Consider the following 15,552-nt stretch of genomic DNA (forward strand, 5'->3'; position numbering starts at 1 on the left):
AACCAGCCGGGCAAGGAAGCATGGCCGGTCGTCGGCGCGACGTTCGTGCTGCTGCACGCGAAGCAGGACAAGCCGGAACAAGGTGCGGAAACGCTGAAGTTCTTCGACTGGGCATTCCACAACGGCAACCAGGCCGCGACAGATCTGGACTACATCTCGCTTCCAGATTCAGTGGTGTCCGAGATCCACAAGCAATGGAAAGCAAAAATCAAGGATGCCTCCGGTAAGGCAATTGCAAACTGAGCGCACCGGGTGCGACGTGAGTCCGACCGCACTCGCCCCGTGACGAAGTAGAACGTCCCTTCGATTTGAGCCATGGGCGAAGAAATGCTTCACCGAGCCGATGTGTTCTTGAGAGGCTAGCGCAAATGCCTTGCCAAGCTTGCACGAGAATGTGCACGATCCCAGATCAGGTCGCACATGACGAACTGGTGGAGTTGCACAAGCCAAGAAAATTGCGACCACTAGGACGGCCAGCAATAGTGGTGCGACAGTATCGCTGCCGTCTGTGCGGTACGAACTGGCTGTCAGAGCGTGATCCCCAGCGACCCGGCGCCACTGACTGGCTCTGTCTCAATAAGGCGTCGAACATTCTCACCCCCGCCTCGACATCGCAGCCAGGTATAGGTGCGGTTGCATCCGGGCCATCCGGAGACGCTGTCGTCGGGAACACTGCATTGCCGTTGACTCCCGCTCACTGCGGTGGAGGCAATGCCATTTTTTATCGCGCTACAGCAAGTAACGCTTGATGTTCGCCAGCGCTCGAGAAACATACGCTTCCTTCTCCCCGACTGGCGCAACGTAGTGCAGCGCGCTCCGCGCGGCGTCCTCGCCTTCGATGCGCGCAATGATCCATGCGGCCAAATACTGCGAAGCAAAGCAGCCGCCCGCAGTCGCGACGTTACCTTGAGCGAAGAATGGCTGATCTACAACGTCGACGCCTGCCTCGATCACCCAAGGTTTGGTTGTGAGATCCGTGCAGGCCGGGATTTTGCCGAGGAAGCCGAGCTTCGCCAGAACCAACGTGCCCGAACATTGCGCACCGATAAGCTGCCGTGCAGGATCGAGCTTGAGCTGCTCCATCAGTGCCGCGTTGTTGACGACCTCCCGGGTTTGAATACCGCTCCCAATGATGACGGCATCTGCCTTGCAAGCGTCCGCCAAGGTTGACTGCGCCTGTACTGTCACACCATTCATCGAGGTAACGGAATGCTCCGGGCATGAAAGTGTGACCCGCCAGTTGGGCTTCTTGATTCGATTGAGCACGCCAAGTGCAATGAGGGAGTCGAGTTCGTTGAAGCCTTGGAAGGTCACGATCGCGATGTGCATGGGACACCCTATCTCAGGTCAGTCGAAGCATATTGCCAGAATGCCGTGACGATCGGCTCTGCTCTCCAGACAACTCACTGTTACTGCCAGCGCCCTCGTCCTAACGGCGAACTTCGGCTTCCAAACCACTGGCAAACTCCAACTGGCAAAGCAACTTTCCCCAGGTCACATGAGCACGAAACCCGCCGCAGCCCATAAAACTACGCCAAGATCCACGCCCGCCCTTCTGGGGTTCGGCCGTTAAACGTCGGCGTCGAAATCAATGACGATATCCCCGGTGTTCATTAGGATTGCACCGTCGACAAAGTCCAAGGCCTTACCCGCAAAAGTAGATATTGCATGCCAATAGCTGTACTCCCAGATCGATTTGGTGACCCCGTGACATGAACCATGCGCGCAAACAATGTAATGCAAATCCTGCACACAACCGTTCACGGCATCACCGCCTAGGTAGGCAGCGGCGCTCCAGAAGACGAAGAAATTGAAAATTGCGAGCACACCTGTGACATACAGTATCAACCAGGCGCGCTTCGACATTTCCTTGAATTTCACAGTCGTGAAGCGTCTTCCGACCGAGCACGGAAACTACGCCTGAGACAGTGCCCTCAGACAATCACACGCCAGATTGTCTGGCCGCAACGGTCGCTTCGGGGTTAGCACTACGTTATGGATTGTTCCCGTATCGCCATGCGCCGGGTCGGGGCACTGAAGCCGAGGCGGGGACATTGATCGCAGCCGATCCCGGTATCTGCAACCGGCCAAACGGCCAACTTCGCGCTTGCACATCGAAGCCACTGGTAAACTCGGGCAACTCAAGCAACAACTTCATGCCGGATCTATGACCACGCTGTCGCCCGAGGCCTTTGCTGGCCACACCCCGATGATGCAGCAGTACCTTCGCATCAAGGCCGATCACCCCGACACGCTCGTCTTCTACCGGATGGGCGACTTCTACGAGTTGTTCTTCGAGGATGCGGAGAAAGCGGCACGCCTGCTCGACCTGACCCTCACGCAGCGCGGCGCATCGGCCGGCACGCCGATCAAGATGGCCGGCGTCCCGCATCACGCGGTCGAACAGTATCTGGCGAAGCTCGTGAAGATGGGCGAATCGGTCGCGATCTGCGAGCAGATCGGCGACCCCGCGACGTCGAAGGGGCCGGTCGAGCGCAAGGTCGTGCGTGTCGTCACGCCCGGCACGCTGACCGATGCGGCACTGCTGTCCGACAAGAACGACGTCTACCTGCTCGCGATGTGCACGGGCCACAACAAGCGTGGCGTCGCGGTCAATATCGGCCTCGCGTGGCTGAACCTCGCGAGCGGCGCGCTGCGGCTCGCCGAAATCGAACCCGACCAGCTCGGCGCCGCACTCGAACGCATCCGCCCGGCCGAAATCCTGACGGCGGATGGCGCGACCGACGCCGTGCCCGCGGGCGCCGGCGCGATCAAGCGCGTGCCGGCTTGGCACTTCGACATCGCATCGGGCACGCAGCGCCTGTGCGACCAGCTCGACGTCGCGGGGCTCGACGGCTTCGGCGCGCATTCGCTGACGAGCGCATGCGGCGCGGCAGGCGCGCTGCTGCTGTACGCGGCGGCCACGCAGGGCCAGCAACTGCGTCACGTGCGCAGCCTGAAGGTCGAGAACGAAACCGAGTACATCGGGCTCGATCCGGCAACGCGCCGCAATCTCGAGCTGACCGAAACGCTGCGCGGCACCGAATCGCCGACGCTGTATTCGCTGCTCGACACCTGCTGCACGACGATGGGCAGCCGCCTGCTGCGTCACTGGCTGCATCACCCGCCGCGCGCGTCGGTCGCCGCGCAGTCGCGCCAGCAGGCGATCGGCGCACTGCTCGAGGCGCCCGCGAACGCGAGCCTCGACGCACTGCGCAGCGCGCTGCGCCAGATCGCCGACGTCGAACGGATCACCGGGCGTCTCGCGCTGCTGTCCGCGCGACCGCGCGACCTGTCGAGCCTGCGCGACACGTTCGCCGCGCTGCCGGCGCTGCGCGAGCGGATCAGCGCGATCGTCGCGAACGCGGATGCGCTCACGCGCGTCGACGCGGCGCTCGCGCCGCCCGCCGAATGCCTCGACCTGCTGACGAGCGCGATCGCCCCCGAGCCTGCCGCGATGGTGCGCGACGGCGGCGTGATCGCGCGCGGCTACGATGCGGAGCTCGACGAACTGCGTGACATCTCCGAGAACTGCGGGCAGTTCCTGATCGATCTCGAGGCGCGCGAGCGCACCCGCACGGGCATCGCGAACCTGCGCGTCGAATACAACAAGGTGCACGGCTTCTACATCGAGGTCACGCGCGGCCAGACCGACAAGGTGCCCGACGACTACCGCCGCCGCCAGACGCTGAAGAACGCCGAGCGCTACATCACGCCCGAACTGAAGACCTTCGAGGACAAGGCGCTGTCCGCGCAGGAACGCGCGCTGGCCCGCGAGCGCGCGCTGTACGACGGCGTGCTGCAGGCGCTGCTGCCGTTCATTCCCGAGTGTCAGCGTGTCGCGTCCGCGCTCGCGGAGCTCGACGTGCTCGCCGCGTTCGCCGAGCGCGCCCGCACGCTCGACTGGGTCGCCCCCGCCTTCACCGACGAGATCGGCATCGAGATCGAACAAGGTCGCCACCCGGTCGTCGAAGCGCAGGTCGAGCAGTTCATCGCGAACGACTGCCGGTTCGGCGCCGAGCGCAAGCTGCTGCTGATCACCGGTCCGAACATGGGCGGTAAGTCGACGTTCATGCGGCAGACGGCGCTGATCGCGCTGATGGCCTACGTCGGCAGCTACGTGCCCGCGAAGTCGGCCTGCTTCGGCCCGATCGACCGGATCTTCACGCGGATCGGCGCGGCCGACGACCTCGCCGGCGGCCGCTCGACCTTCATGGTCGAGATGACCGAAGCGGCAGCGATCCTCAACGACGCGACGCCGCAAAGCCTCGTGCTGATGGACGAAATCGGCCGCGGCACGTCGACGTTCGACGGCCTCGCGCTCGCGTGGGCCATCGCGCGTCATCTGCTCGCGCAAAACGGCTGCTACACGCTGTTCGCGACGCACTACTTCGAACTGACGCAGCTGCCGGCCGAATTCCCGCAAGCGGCGAACGTCCACCTGTCGGCCGTCGAGCACGGCCACGGCATCGTGTTCCTGCACGCGGTCAACGAAGGCCCGGCGAACCAGAGCTACGGGCTGCAGGTTGCGCAGCTCGCGGGCGTGCCGGCGCCGGTGATCCGCGCCGCGCGCAAGCATCTCGCGTATCTCGAACAGCAGTCGGCCACGCAGCACACGCCGCAGCTTGACCTGTTCAGCGCGCCGCCCGCCGCGGCCGACGAACTCGAATGCGCGGATGCGCCGGCGCCGGCCGACGTCCCGCATCCGGCACTCGAGAAGCTGCGCGAGATCGATCCCGACGATCTCAAGCCTCGCGACGCGCTCGACCTGCTGTACGAACTGCGCACGCTCGTCCGCTCGCACGATGCCGACGGGCACGCATAAACGCCTCCCGTCGGGCCGGCCGGCCCGTGCCGCCGCCGCTGCGCTGATCGCGGCGGTGCTCGCGCTGGCCCAGGCCGGCGCGCTCGCGGCGCCGCCCAAGCGTGCCGCGGCCCCCTACTCGTTCGCGATCGTGTCGGGCGTCATCGACGCGCCGGCCGACGAGCCGGCCGCGCAGCGGCTGTTCGAATCGATCGCACTCGAGCGCAATCTGGCCTTTGTCGTCTATGCAGGCGACATCAAGGGTGCGAAGGAAGCGTGCCGCGACTCGCTGTACACGCAGCGCGGCGCGATCCTGGACGCATCGCGCGTGCCGCTCGTGTTCATTCCCGGCCACGACGATTGGGTGACGTGCAACACGGCGGCCGGCGGCAGCTACGACCCGGTCGAACGTCTGGACTTCCTGCGGCAGACGCTATTGGCCGACGCGGCACTGCCCGACCCCGGCGCGCTGCAGATCACGCGCGAAAGTGAAGTCGCCCGGTTCCGGCCCTATCGTGAAAACGCGCGCTGGATGCATGACGACGTCGTCTACGTCGCGCTGAACGCACCGGCGCCGAACAACCACTATCTGACGGCCGGTGGCCGGAACGGCGAATTCGAGGATCGCATCATCGCGAACGGCTTCTGGATCGACCACGCGGCCGAATATGCGAAGCGGCGCGAAGCGCGCGCCATGGTGGTGATTTTCGAAGGCGATCCGCAGTTCGATCGCTATGAGCGTGCCGAACGCTTTGCGTGGTTGCGTTTCAACCGGCCGCGCGTCCGCGACGGCTTCCGTGAACTGAAACGAACGCTGGTGAAGGCGGCGGCGACATTCCGTGGCCCGATCCTGGTGATGCACACGAGCAGCGAGCCGCTTGCGAACGGCTTCCTGATCGATCGCCCGCTGCATGCGGACGACGGTGCGCTGGTCGGAAACGTGACCCGCGTCGCGATCGGACCGCGTCATCCGGCGAATCAGTGGGTGAAGGTCAACGTGTCGCCGGCACGGCGGACGATCTTCAACGTGAGCGTGCAGGACGTCCCGAAGAACCTTCCGATCCCGCCCGCCCTGCCGGTCGTGCCGCGCGACGCTGTCCCGCTGCCGCAGATGCCGGAGATTCCGGCCTTGCCGGCACTGCCCGACTCGTCGTCGGTCGCGCCGCCGCTACAGGGCGACGGCACGACGCCGGGCGGCGCCTCGTGGCCCGCGCCGCCCCCTGCCTCAGGGCCGGCGCCCGGCCTGCCTGCCAGTTCAGTGCAGGGTACGCCCTGACGGTGCGTCGCCGTCCTCGTCTTCGTCCTCGTCGACGATTTCGAGGCCTTCCGCGCCGTGCGCGTGCTCATGCTCGATCTCGTCCTCGGTCGCTTCGCGAACGTCCTTGACCGTGAGCGCGAAACGCAGCGCCATGCCCGCGAGCGGGTGGTTGCCGTCGAGCACGACCTTGTCTTCGGCGATGTCCGTGACCGTATAGATCAGCGAATCCACTTCCTCGTCGCCGTCCTCCGGCGTGCCTTCGAACTGCATGCCCACTTCGATCGGCTCCGGAAAACGATCGCGCGGCTCGATCTTCACGAGTTCGGGATCGTAGTCGCCGAACGCGTCCTGCGGCTCGAGCTGAATCTGCGCCTGGTAACCGGGCTCCTGACCGTCGAGCTGTTCCTCGATCTTGGGGAACGTGCCATCATAGCCGCCGTGCAGATAAACCATCGGCTCGTCGCTTTCCTCGATCAGATTGCCTTGCGCATCCGACAGTTTGTAAGTGACCGACACGACGGTGTTTTTTGCGATTTTCATCCAATTCTCCCAAATACAACTCTCATTATACGATGCGCAACCGGTCTCAAGCCGAACCGCGGGATGCCGCTGCCGCCCCGCTCGGCGCGCCGCCTTCCGATCTTCCCACGCCGCTGCTCGGCGGCCTCTCGCCGGCGCAATTCATGCGCCGCTACTGGCAGAAGAAGCCGCTGCTGATCCGCCAGGCGATTCCCGGCGTGAAGCCGCCGGTCACGCGCGACGCACTGTTCGAGCTGGCAGCCGACTATGACGCCGAAGCGCGACTGATCACTCATTTTCGTAACAAGTGGCAACTGGCGCACGGTCCGTTCGAGCCGGGTGCGCTGCCTGCCGTTTCGCGCAAGTCCTGGTCCTTGCTCGTGCAGGGGCTCGACCTGCACGTCGACGCGGCGCGCGCGTTGCTCGACCGTTTCCGCTTCATCCCGGACGCGCGCCTCGACGACCTGATGATTTCGTACGCGACGGACGGCGGCGGCGTCGGCCCGCACTTCGACTCGTACGACGTATTCCTGCTGCAGGTCGAAGGCCGGCGCCGCTGGCGCATCGGCGCGCAGAAGGACCTGTCGCTGCAACCGGACGTGCCGCTGAAGATCCTCGAGCATTTCGAGCCGAGCGACGAGTGGGTGCTGGAGCCGGGCGACATGCTGTACCTGCCGCCGCACATCGCGCACGACGGCGTGGCCGAAGGCGAATGCATGACCTGCTCGATCGGCTTCCGGGCACCGTCCGCCGGGGAGCTGGGCGCGCAATTCCTGTACTACCTCGCGGAACGCGGCGGCCTGCGCGACGAGCGCGGGGACGCGCTGTACCGCGACCCGAAGCAGCCGGCGGTCGACACCCCTGCGCAGCTGCCGCCGGCGATGGTCGAGCGCGTCGCCGAGATCGTCGATGCGATCCGCTGGCGCAAGCGCGACGTCGCCGAATTCCTCGGCTGCTACCTGAGCGAGCCCAAATCGAACGTGGTATTCGAGCCGCCGGCACGCCCGCTGTCCGAGGCCGCGTTCGTCACGCAGGCGTCGCGCCGGGGCGTGCATCTCGACAGACGCGCCGCATTGATGTATAACGCGCGCTCGTACTTCATTAATGGCGAGGAAGAACCGCTCGAGCAAGCCGGCGAATGGCTGCCCGAACTGGCCAATCTGCGTCACATGGAGGCGAAACGGTTTGTAACACTATCTCGGGTTCCCTCAATGACAGCCTTGCTGCACGAGTGGTATTGTGCGGGCTGGCTACGGGTCGGAAACCGGATTTAGTGGACCGCCCCGTATGCCCGTACAGATCAAATTCTGTATGGGAAAGACAACGTATTGACCCCGCATTTGTCGACGGTCGATAGGAAAGTGCATATAATTTCCGCCCAAGCCGTAGGGAAGATTCACGCTCTAGAAGTGCGTCTCCACCAGCGGCCCAGGTCGGTGTTGGAGCACATTACCGGTATTGTTTCGCGCTGTTGCTTACCTTTAACCATAAAAGGACGTGATCATGAAGAAATCCCTCCTCGTAGCTTCCCTGTTGGCTGCTGTTGCACTGGCTGCTTGCAACAAGAGCGCTGATCAAGCTGCTTCGTCGGCTGCTAGCGACGCATCGGCTGCTGCTTCGTCGGCTGCTTCGGCAGTTGCTGGTGCTGCGAGCGACGCTTCGGCTGCTGCTTCGTCGGCGACGGCTGCTGCGAGCGACGCAGCTGCTGCTGTGGCGTCGGCTGCTTCGGCAGCGACGGCTGCTCCGGCTTCGGGCGCAAGCCAGTAAGCCTCAGCATCAGCTGAAAAAAAACCGGCCCTTCGGGCCGGTTTTTTTACGTCTGTTGGTTTCGTGCATCGCGCCCGGCAGGCAAGCAGGCCAAGATGCCGTCCCGCCCCTTCCTGCGCCCCCTCTACACCCGCTCAACCGAGCGTCAGCCAGTCGAAGCCCCCGTCCTGCGTGGCCACGACCACTTCCTCCCCGTCCGTTCCCAGCACGCCGGCCAACGCCTGGCGGGCCAGCTCGGGCCGGTTGTTCTGCTGGCTCAGGTGCGCGGCGACCAGGTGCTGGAGGCGGCTGCGTTCGAGCGATGCGAGGATGCCGGCGGCGGCATCGTTGCTCAGGTGGCCGTGATTGCCGCCGATCCGCGCCTTCAGCGACTGCGGATAGCGGCTCCCGGCGAGCATCGCGGTATCGTGGTTGGATTCGAGCACCAGCGCGTCACAGCCGCTCAAGACGGTCGTGATGTGCGGCGTGGTCATCCCGACGTCGGTCAGCACGCCAAGCCGGCGGCAACCGTCCATGAAGACGAACTGGAGCGGTTCCCGCGCGTCGTGGGGCACCGTATAGGGCATCACGGCCAGATCGCGTATCGCGGCCGTCTCGTCGCCCCACAACACGTGGAGATCGACATCGGCCTCGTCCGCGCCCACCGCGCGCGCCGTGCCCCAGCTCATGTAGAGCGGCAGCGACCCGCGCCGCGCGAGCGTCAGCGCGCTGCCAACGTGGTCGCTGTGTTCGTGGGTGATGAGGATCGCATCGAGATCGTCGATGCCGAGATTCAGGCGGCCGAGACGGCGCTCGACCTCCTTCGCTGAAAAACCGCAGTCAAGCAGCACGCGGGTGGTCGTCGTCCCGCTCGAGACCTCGACGACCAGCGCGTTGCCTTCGCTGCCGCTACCGAGGCTGGCGAAGCGCACGCGCTCAGTTCAGCTGGGCGTGCAACAGCGAAATGATCCGCTGCGCGTCCGACGAGTTGTCGACCTGGCCGTTCGCGTCGACCACCGCGACCTGCGTGCCGCCATTGCCCTGCGCCCGCACGTTGACCAGGTACTCCTTGCCCGGCTTGGCCGCCGACGGGCCGCCGTAGAACAGCTTGCCGAACAGCCCGTCACGCTTGAGCTCTTCCATCGTGTTCGCGTAGCGGACCGTGTACAGGCCCTTCTCGCGGTCGCGATTGTCGACCGCGAAGTTGGTGCGGTCAAGCGCGAGACCGACGCGCAGCCAGGCGCGGTCGAACGATTCTGCCAGCTGCAGCGTCGCGGCGCCGCTGCTGGTGTCGCTGACCTGCGCCGGTGCCGTCGCGGGACGTGCATCGGTCAGCAGTTGCTTCGCCTGCGCGTCGCTCAGGCCGAACTTCTGCATCAGCTTCGACAGGAACACGGCCTCGAGCACCGGGTTGCGCGGACGCTCTTCCCAGCGCGACGACGTGCCGCCCTGCGGACCGACCATCATTTCCTCCATCGCGCTGTGCGTGATCGAGATGTCGGTGTTGCCGTTCGACGTGCGGTTCACGAGCGTGCGGAAACGGTCACGCGTGCCCGACGAGTATGCGAAGTCGATGACCTTGCCGATCGTGCGGCGGAACCAGTCGTCGGGAATGTTCGCGCGGTTCTCGGCCCAGTCGGTGGCCATGATGCCGGTCGACGGTGCGTCCGTCTTCAGCGAGAAGCCGTTTTCCTGCCAGAACTCCTTCAGGATCGGCCACAGCTGCTCGGGCGTGCGCCCGTCCACTACGAGCCAGCGGCGGTCGCCGTCGCGCTCGATGTGCATGCCGAGCGGATCCTGCGCGCTCGGGACGCCGTCGGTCGCGTTGCCGGCGGCCGTCGTCGCCCGCGGCGGCAGCGTGCCGAGACCGGCGTTGCTCGGCGGCGCGACGAACTGCTGGGTCGTCGGCACCGGCTTCAGGTCGCTCGGCACCGCGAGCGGCGGCGCCGAACCGGTGTTCTTGTAGTTGACCCGGTCGGGAGCCAGATAATCGTTCAGCGTATCGCAGCCGGCGAGCGCGCCCAGCGCCAGCGCCACCACCGAAACCTGGATGGCGCGAGAGGAAAAGGCGAAACGTTTCATGAAATCCTTCGTCTTGCTAGAACGCTCGTCAGGAGCGGCGCCGGACGGAGCCGGCCGGTGCGGGTTGATGAGGGGTCGAGCCGGCGGCCGCAGGACGCGGCCGCCTGTGCATCAGGCGAGGATGCCGGCCTCGACGAGGGCCGAACGTACGACATCGTGGCAGCGCTCGTCGAGCGGCGTAAGCGGCAGGCGGATGCCGCCCTGCATCTTGCCCATCGCCTGCAGCGCCCACTTCACCGGAATCGGGTTCGCCTCGATGAACAGGTTCTTGTGCAGCGACAGCAGCTTCATGTGCAGCTCGCGCGCCGTTGCGACGTCGCCGGCCAGCGCCGCGCGGCACAGGTCGCTCATCGCGCGCGGCGCGACGTTCGCCGTCACCGAGATGTTGCCGTGGCCGCCGAGCAGCATCAACGCGATCGCGGTCGGATCGTCACCGCTGTAGATCGCGAAATGCTTCGGTGCGGCCTTGATCAGGTGCGCGGCGCGATCGATGTTGCCGGTCGCTTCCTTCACGCCGATGATGCCCGGCACCTGCGCGAGGCGCAGCGTGGTTTCGTGCGCCATGTCCGCGACCGTGCGGCCCGGCACGTTGTACAGGATCACCGGCAGGTCGACCGCTTCGGCGATCGCCTTGAAGTGCCGGTACATCCCTTCCTGCGTGGGCTTGTTGTAGTAAGGCACGACCTGCAGCGTCGCGTCGGCGCCGACGGCCTTCGCGTGCTTCGTCAGTTCGATCGCCTCTGCGGTCGAATTGCCGCCTGCGCCCGCGATGATCGGGATGCGCTTCGCCGCATGCTCGACCGCCGTGCGGATCATCAGGATGTGCTCTTCGACGTTGAGCGTTGCCGACTCGCCGCTCGTGCCGACCACGACGAGTGCGTCGGTGCCTTCCGCGATGTGCCAGTCGATCAGTTTGCGAAACGCCGGCAGGTCGAGACTGCCGTCTTCGAGCATCGGGGTGACGATCGCGGGGATGCTGCCGCGGATTTGAATGCCGTCTTGGGTGCCGTTAGCCATGAAACGCGATTGATTGATGTACCGGTAAACGTTGAGATTGTAGCGGATTAGCCGGGCAGTTCGTAACGTGGAATTCCCGCCCCCGCCATCGGGGTCGCGCCCTCGCGTACCGCGCAGATGCGCTGCACGAACGCCTCGCGCGGCGCGGCGACGAATCCGTCCTCGTACGCGACCACCCGCAGGCGGCCGCGCACCGCGTCCAGCAGCTCGCCCGGAGCGAGCAGGAACGCGGGGTTGGACGGTTTGCCGACCGTTTCGTTTCCTTGCGCGAAGGTTTCGTAGATCAGCACGCCGCCCGGCGCCACCGCATCGAGCAGATGGGGCCAGAGCGGACGATGCAAATAATGGGTGACGATCACCGCCGCGAACGACGCACCGGCCGGCAGCGGCCAGGTCGCGCCCTCGAGATCGGCGTCGCGCGCGTCGACGCCCGGGATCGCGCGCAATGCGGCCAGCGCGGCCGGATCGCGGTCGAGCGCGACGACCGGATGCCCGTGCGACGCAAACCAGCGCGCATGGCGGCCGCCGCCCGCGGCGACGTCGAGCACCGCGCCGCCCGCCGGGACGAGCCGCGACCACCGGGCGACCCAGCGCGAAGGCTCGATCTGGGCGACGTGGCCGCCCGCGGCGGCAATGACAGGTTCGCGCATGCCGTCAGGTCAGGTGTATGACAGGCCCATCGCCTCGCGCACGTCGCGCATCGTCTCGACCGCGTGCTTGCGCGCCTTGTCGCAGCCGTCCGCGACGATCGCGCGCAGCAGCGACGGATCGTCCATGTACTTCTGCGCGCGCTCGAGCATCGGCTGCTGTTCGCGCAAGATCCCCTCGACGACCGGCTGCTTGCAGTCGAGGCAGCCGATGCCCGCCGAGCGGCAGCCGCTCTGCACCCACTGGTGCGTCGTTTCGTCCGTATAGACCTGGTGCAGCTGCCACACCGGGCACTTGTCGGGATCGCCCGGATCGGTGCGGCGCACGCGCGCCGGATCGGTCGGCATCGTGCGGACCTTCTTCGTGATCGTCTCGGCGTCCTCGCGCAGGCCGATCGTGTTGCCGTATGACTTCGACATCTTCTGGCCGTCGAGGCCCGGCATCCGGGACGCTTCGGTCAGGAGCGCCTGCGGCTCGACCAGGATGATCTTGCGTGCGCCTTCGAGATAGCCGAACAGGCGCTCGCGGTCGCTCATCGACAGGCTCTGCGATTCCTGCAGCATCGCGCGCGCCTGTTCGAGCGCCTCGTCGTCGCCCTCCTGCTGGTACGCATTGCGCAGCTCGTGATAGAGCTTCGCACGCTTGCCGCCGAGCTTCTTCGCGGCTTCGAGCGCCTTCTCCTCGAAGCCCGGCTCGCGGCCGTACAGGTAGTTGAAGCGGCGCGCGATCTCGCGCGTCATCTCGACGTGCGGCACCTGGTCTTCACCGACCGGCACGAGCGAGCCGCGATACAGCAGGATGTCGGCCGCCATCAGCACCGGGTAGCCGAGGAAGCCGTAGGTCGACAGGTCCTTGTCCTTCAGCTTCTCCATCTGCTCCTTGTAGGTCGGCACGCGCTCGAGCCAGCCGAGCGGCGTGCTCATGCCGAGCAACAGCGCGAGCTCCGCGTGCTCGGGCACCTTGCTCTGGATGAACAGCGTCGCCTGCGCCGGATCGATGCCGGACGCGAGCCAGTCGATCAGCACGTCCCACACGTTCTTCTCGATGACCTCGGGCGTTTCGTAGTGCGTCGTCAGCGCATGCCAGTCGACCACGCAGAAGAAGCACGGGTACTCGGACTGCAGCTTCACCCAGTTTTTCAGCACGCCGTGGTAGTGGCCGAGGTGCAACGACCCTGTGGGTCGCATGCCGGAGAAAATACGATCTGGGAACATGATTGTCGTTAGAAAAGCGAGGCGAAGGGAGACAGGATGGCGCTCAGCACGCCGGCCGCGGCGTTCACGAGCGGACGCAGCCAGAAATTCGTCAGCACGCCCGTCATGACCAGCATGAGGACGATGATGAAACCGTACGGCTCGATGCGCGACAACGCGATCGATTGCTTCGGCGGCAGCAGCGCCGCCAGGATGCGGCCGCCATCGAGCGGCGGCAGCGGAAACAGGTTCAGCACGCCGAGCACGAGGTTCGCGCTGACGCCCGCATAGGCCATCCGCGTGAAGAACGGCTCGTCGATGCCGGCGGCGGGCAGCACGATGGTCAGCACGCCCCAGATCAGTGCCTGCACGAAGTTGCAGGCCGGGCCCGCGAGCGACACCCACAGGCTGCCCCAGCGCGGATTGCGCAGGTTGCCGAACGATACCGGCACCGGTTTCGCATAGCCGAACAGGAACGCGCCGCCGGTCAGGAAATACATGGCGAGCGGGATCGCGATCGTGCCGAGCGGATCGATGTGGCGCATCGGGTTGAACGACACGCGCCCCATCATGTAGGCGGTGTTGTCGCCGAGCAGGCGCGCGGCATAGCCGTGCGCGGCCTCGTGCAGCGTGATCGCGAAGATCACGGGCAGCGCATAGACGGCGATGGTCTGTATCAGGGAAGCATCCATATCGCGTTATTGTAACAAGCGCACTCGCGCAAAAATGAACGGCGCTTACGCGGCCGAGAGTCCGAACGGTTCGAGCGCGCCGCGCCCCGCCCGCACGAGCTGCGGCTCGCCGCCCGTCAGGTCGATCACCGTCGACGGCTCGCGCGGACACGCGCCGCCGTCGATCACGAGATCGACCTGCTTCTCGAGGCGCGCGCGGATGTCGTCGGGATCGTTGAGCGGCTCGTCGTCCGGCGGCAGGATCAGCGTCGTGCCGAGCAGCGGCTGGCCCAGCGATTCGAGAAGCGCGAGCGTGATCGCGTGATCGGGCACGCGCAGCCCGATCGTCTTGCGCGACGGGTGCGACAGCCGGCGCGGCACTTCCTTGGTCGCCTGCAGGATGAACACATACGGGCCCGGCGTCACCGACTTGATCTGCCGGTACTGGCGGTTGTCCACCATCGCGAAGTTGGCCAGTTCCGACAGGTCGCGCACGAGCAGCGACAGGTGCTGCTTCTCGTCGAGGCCACGGATGCGGCGCACGCGCTCGACCGCGTCCTTGTCGTCGAGGTGGCACGCGAGCGCGTAGCTCGAATCGGTCGGCATCGCGATCACGCCGCCCTTGCTGACGATGTCCGCGGCCTGCTTGATCAGGCGCGGCTGCGGATTATCCGGATGAATCCTGAAGAACTGGGACATGGGGACACGTAAAGAGGGAGAAGTCGGATGCGCGCCTCGGCGGCAGCGCGAACGGCGAACGGCAAGCGGCGGCGGCGCGTCAGAGCCAGCGCTCCCAGACCGGTTTCAGGTCGGGCGGCAACGGCGGCAGGCTGCCGAGCTCGACGCGGCCCTCTCCCGGCGCATGGAAATCCGAACCGCGCGACACTTCGAAGCCGAAGCGGCGCGCGACGTCCGCGTATTCGCGGTATTGGTCGGGCGTGTGGCTGCCCGTGATGACCTCGATCGCGCGGCCGCCGAGATCGATGAATTCGCCGAAGAATGCGTCGAATTCGACCGGCGTATAGCGATAGCGGCCCGGATGCGCGACCACGGCCTCGCCGCCCGCCGCGCGAATCCATGCAACGGCGTCGGACAGCGTCGCCCAGAGGTGCGGGACGAACCCGGGCTTGCCGTCGCCGAGCAGGCGGTCGAACACGTCGGAAGTGGATGCGGCGTGGCCGTTCTCGACCAGGAAGCGCGCGAAGTGGGTGCGCGAGATCAGGTCGGGATTCGATACGTACTTCAGCGCGCCTTCGTACGCGCCGGGGATGCCGAGCGTCTCGAGCTGCGCGGCGATCGCCTGCGCACGGGCGGCACGGCCATGGCGCGTGCGGTAGAGGCCGTCGACGAGCGTCGGGTTCGACGGATCGATGTTGAGCCCGACGATGTGCACGGTGCGCGACGCCCACGTGACCGAGATCTCGACGCCGCTCAGGTAACGCATCCCGAGCGCCTCCGCCTCGCTGCGCGCCGCCGCCTGGCCGCCGATCTCGTCGTGGTCGGTCAGCGCCCACAGGGTCACGCCGCCGACATGGGCGCGGCGCGCGACGTCGGCAGGCGACAGCAACCCGTCGGAAACATTCGAATGGCAGTGGAGATCAGCGTTCATTGTCG

The 15,552-nt window shown here is 65.9% G+C and carries 16 protein-coding genes and 1 pseudogene; 5 read left to right on the forward strand and 12 right to left on the reverse strand.

All coding sequences use genetic code 11. From position 1 onward, the window contains the following. Nucleotides 1-243: pseudogene (locus DIE23_RS24635) on the forward strand (phosphate ABC transporter substrate-binding protein PstS); the annotation flags it as partial. A 486-nt stretch (nt 244-729) separates the two neighbouring features. On the opposite strand, the gene DIE23_RS24640 reads toward DIE23_RS24635, so the two are convergent. After that, nucleotides 730-1,329, reverse strand: coding sequence for a DJ-1/PfpI family protein (locus DIE23_RS24640; RefSeq protein WP_124614513.1), 600 nt, complete (start codon nt 1,327-1,329; stop codon nt 730-732). Nucleotides 1,330-1,569: 240 nt separating this feature from the next. Continuing rightward, on the reverse strand, nt 1,570-1,881 hold the full coding sequence (locus DIE23_RS24645) for a hypothetical protein (RefSeq protein ID WP_124614514.1): 312 nt from the start codon (nt 1,879-1,881) through the stop codon (nt 1,570-1,572). 286 nt (nt 1,882-2,167) lie between these two features. Here DIE23_RS24645 and mutS point away from each other — a divergent pair, with 286 nt between their 5' ends. Next, nucleotides 2,168-4,825: a DNA mismatch repair protein MutS gene (mutS, locus tag DIE23_RS24650; RefSeq protein ID WP_124614515.1), complete on the forward strand. Its 2,658-nt coding sequence runs from the start codon at nt 2,168-2,170 to the stop codon at nt 4,823-4,825. Further along, complete coding sequence (locus tag DIE23_RS24655; RefSeq protein ID WP_124614516.1) at nt 4,806-6,080, forward strand: hypothetical protein; 1,275 nt, start codon at nt 4,806-4,808, stop codon at nt 6,078-6,080. Before mutS ends, DIE23_RS24655 begins: the two co-directional genes overlap by 20 nt. Here DIE23_RS24655 and DIE23_RS24660 read toward each other — a convergent pair. Next, nucleotides 6,060-6,602 carry a peptidylprolyl isomerase gene (locus tag DIE23_RS24660; RefSeq protein ID WP_059817806.1) on the reverse strand — a complete coding sequence of 181 codons (543 nt, stop codon included), beginning with the start codon at nt 6,600-6,602 and terminating at the stop codon, nt 6,060-6,062. The genes DIE23_RS24655 and DIE23_RS24660 overlap by 21 nt on opposite strands. A gap of 32 nt (nt 6,603-6,634) precedes the next feature. Here DIE23_RS24660 and DIE23_RS24665 point away from each other — a divergent pair, with 32 nt between their 5' ends. Further along, the gene (locus DIE23_RS24665) at nt 6,635-7,855 is read left to right on the forward strand and encodes a cupin domain-containing protein (protein WP_124614517.1); all 1,221 of its coding nucleotides are present in this window, start codon (nt 6,635-6,637) and stop codon (nt 7,853-7,855) included. A 54-nt stretch (nt 7,856-7,909) separates the two neighbouring features. After that, nucleotides 7,910-8,155, forward strand: coding sequence for a hypothetical protein (locus DIE23_RS40865; RefSeq protein ID WP_011657350.1), 246 nt, complete (start codon nt 7,910-7,912; stop codon nt 8,153-8,155). A 20-nt stretch (nt 8,156-8,175) separates the two neighbouring features. Here DIE23_RS40865 and DIE23_RS39680 read toward each other — a convergent pair whose 3' ends face one another. The 9 genes from DIE23_RS39680 to DIE23_RS24715 all read right to left on the reverse strand — a co-directional run bounded on the left by DIE23_RS39680 (nt 8,176) and on the right by DIE23_RS24715 (nt 15,547). Beyond that, a complete protein-coding gene (locus DIE23_RS39680; RefSeq protein WP_162499716.1) occupies nt 8,176-8,358 on the reverse strand; it encodes a hypothetical protein in 183 nt (60 codons plus the stop codon). A gap of 124 nt (nt 8,359-8,482) precedes the next feature. After that, nucleotides 8,483-9,259 carry an MBL fold metallo-hydrolase gene (locus DIE23_RS24680; RefSeq protein WP_124614518.1) on the reverse strand — a complete coding sequence of 259 codons (777 nt, stop codon included), beginning with the start codon at nt 9,257-9,259 and terminating at the stop codon, nt 8,483-8,485. Between the two features lie 4 nt (nt 9,260-9,263). Continuing rightward, on the reverse strand, nt 9,264-10,409 hold the full coding sequence (gene bamC / locus DIE23_RS24685) for an outer membrane protein assembly factor BamC (RefSeq protein WP_124614519.1): 1,146 nt from the start codon (nt 10,407-10,409) through the stop codon (nt 9,264-9,266). 111 nt (nt 10,410-10,520) lie between these two features. Beyond that, complete coding sequence (gene dapA, locus DIE23_RS24690) at nt 10,521-11,426, reverse strand: 4-hydroxy-tetrahydrodipicolinate synthase (RefSeq protein ID WP_124614520.1); 906 nt, start codon at nt 11,424-11,426, stop codon at nt 10,521-10,523. A gap of 47 nt (nt 11,427-11,473) precedes the next feature. After that, nucleotides 11,474-12,076, reverse strand: coding sequence for a bifunctional 2-polyprenyl-6-hydroxyphenol methylase/3-demethylubiquinol 3-O-methyltransferase UbiG (locus tag DIE23_RS24695; RefSeq protein WP_124614521.1), 603 nt, complete (start codon nt 12,074-12,076; stop codon nt 11,474-11,476). Nucleotides 12,077-12,085: 9 nt separating this feature from the next. Continuing rightward, nucleotides 12,086-13,288: a tryptophan--tRNA ligase gene (locus DIE23_RS24700; protein ID WP_059450434.1), complete on the reverse strand. Its 1,203-nt coding sequence runs from the start codon at nt 13,286-13,288 to the stop codon at nt 12,086-12,088. An 8-nt stretch (nt 13,289-13,296) separates the two neighbouring features. Continuing rightward, the gene (locus DIE23_RS24705; protein WP_124614522.1) at nt 13,297-13,959 is read right to left on the reverse strand and encodes a site-2 protease family protein; all 663 of its coding nucleotides are present in this window, start codon (nt 13,957-13,959) and stop codon (nt 13,297-13,299) included. 45 nt (nt 13,960-14,004) lie between these two features. Next, nucleotides 14,005-14,637, reverse strand: a complete 633-nt coding sequence (locus tag DIE23_RS24710) for an L-threonylcarbamoyladenylate synthase (RefSeq protein ID WP_124614523.1) — start codon at nt 14,635-14,637, stop codon at nt 14,005-14,007. A gap of 79 nt (nt 14,638-14,716) precedes the next feature. Beyond that, entirely contained in the window at nt 14,717-15,547 is an 831-nt protein-coding gene (locus DIE23_RS24715) for a 3',5'-nucleoside bisphosphate phosphatase (protein ID WP_124614524.1), read from the reverse strand. Nucleotides 15,548-15,552: the final 5 nt, after the last annotated feature.

The organism is Burkholderia sp. Bp9143 (assembly GCF_003853645.1).
GTDB lineage: Bacteria > Pseudomonadota > Gammaproteobacteria > Burkholderiales > Burkholderiaceae > Burkholderia.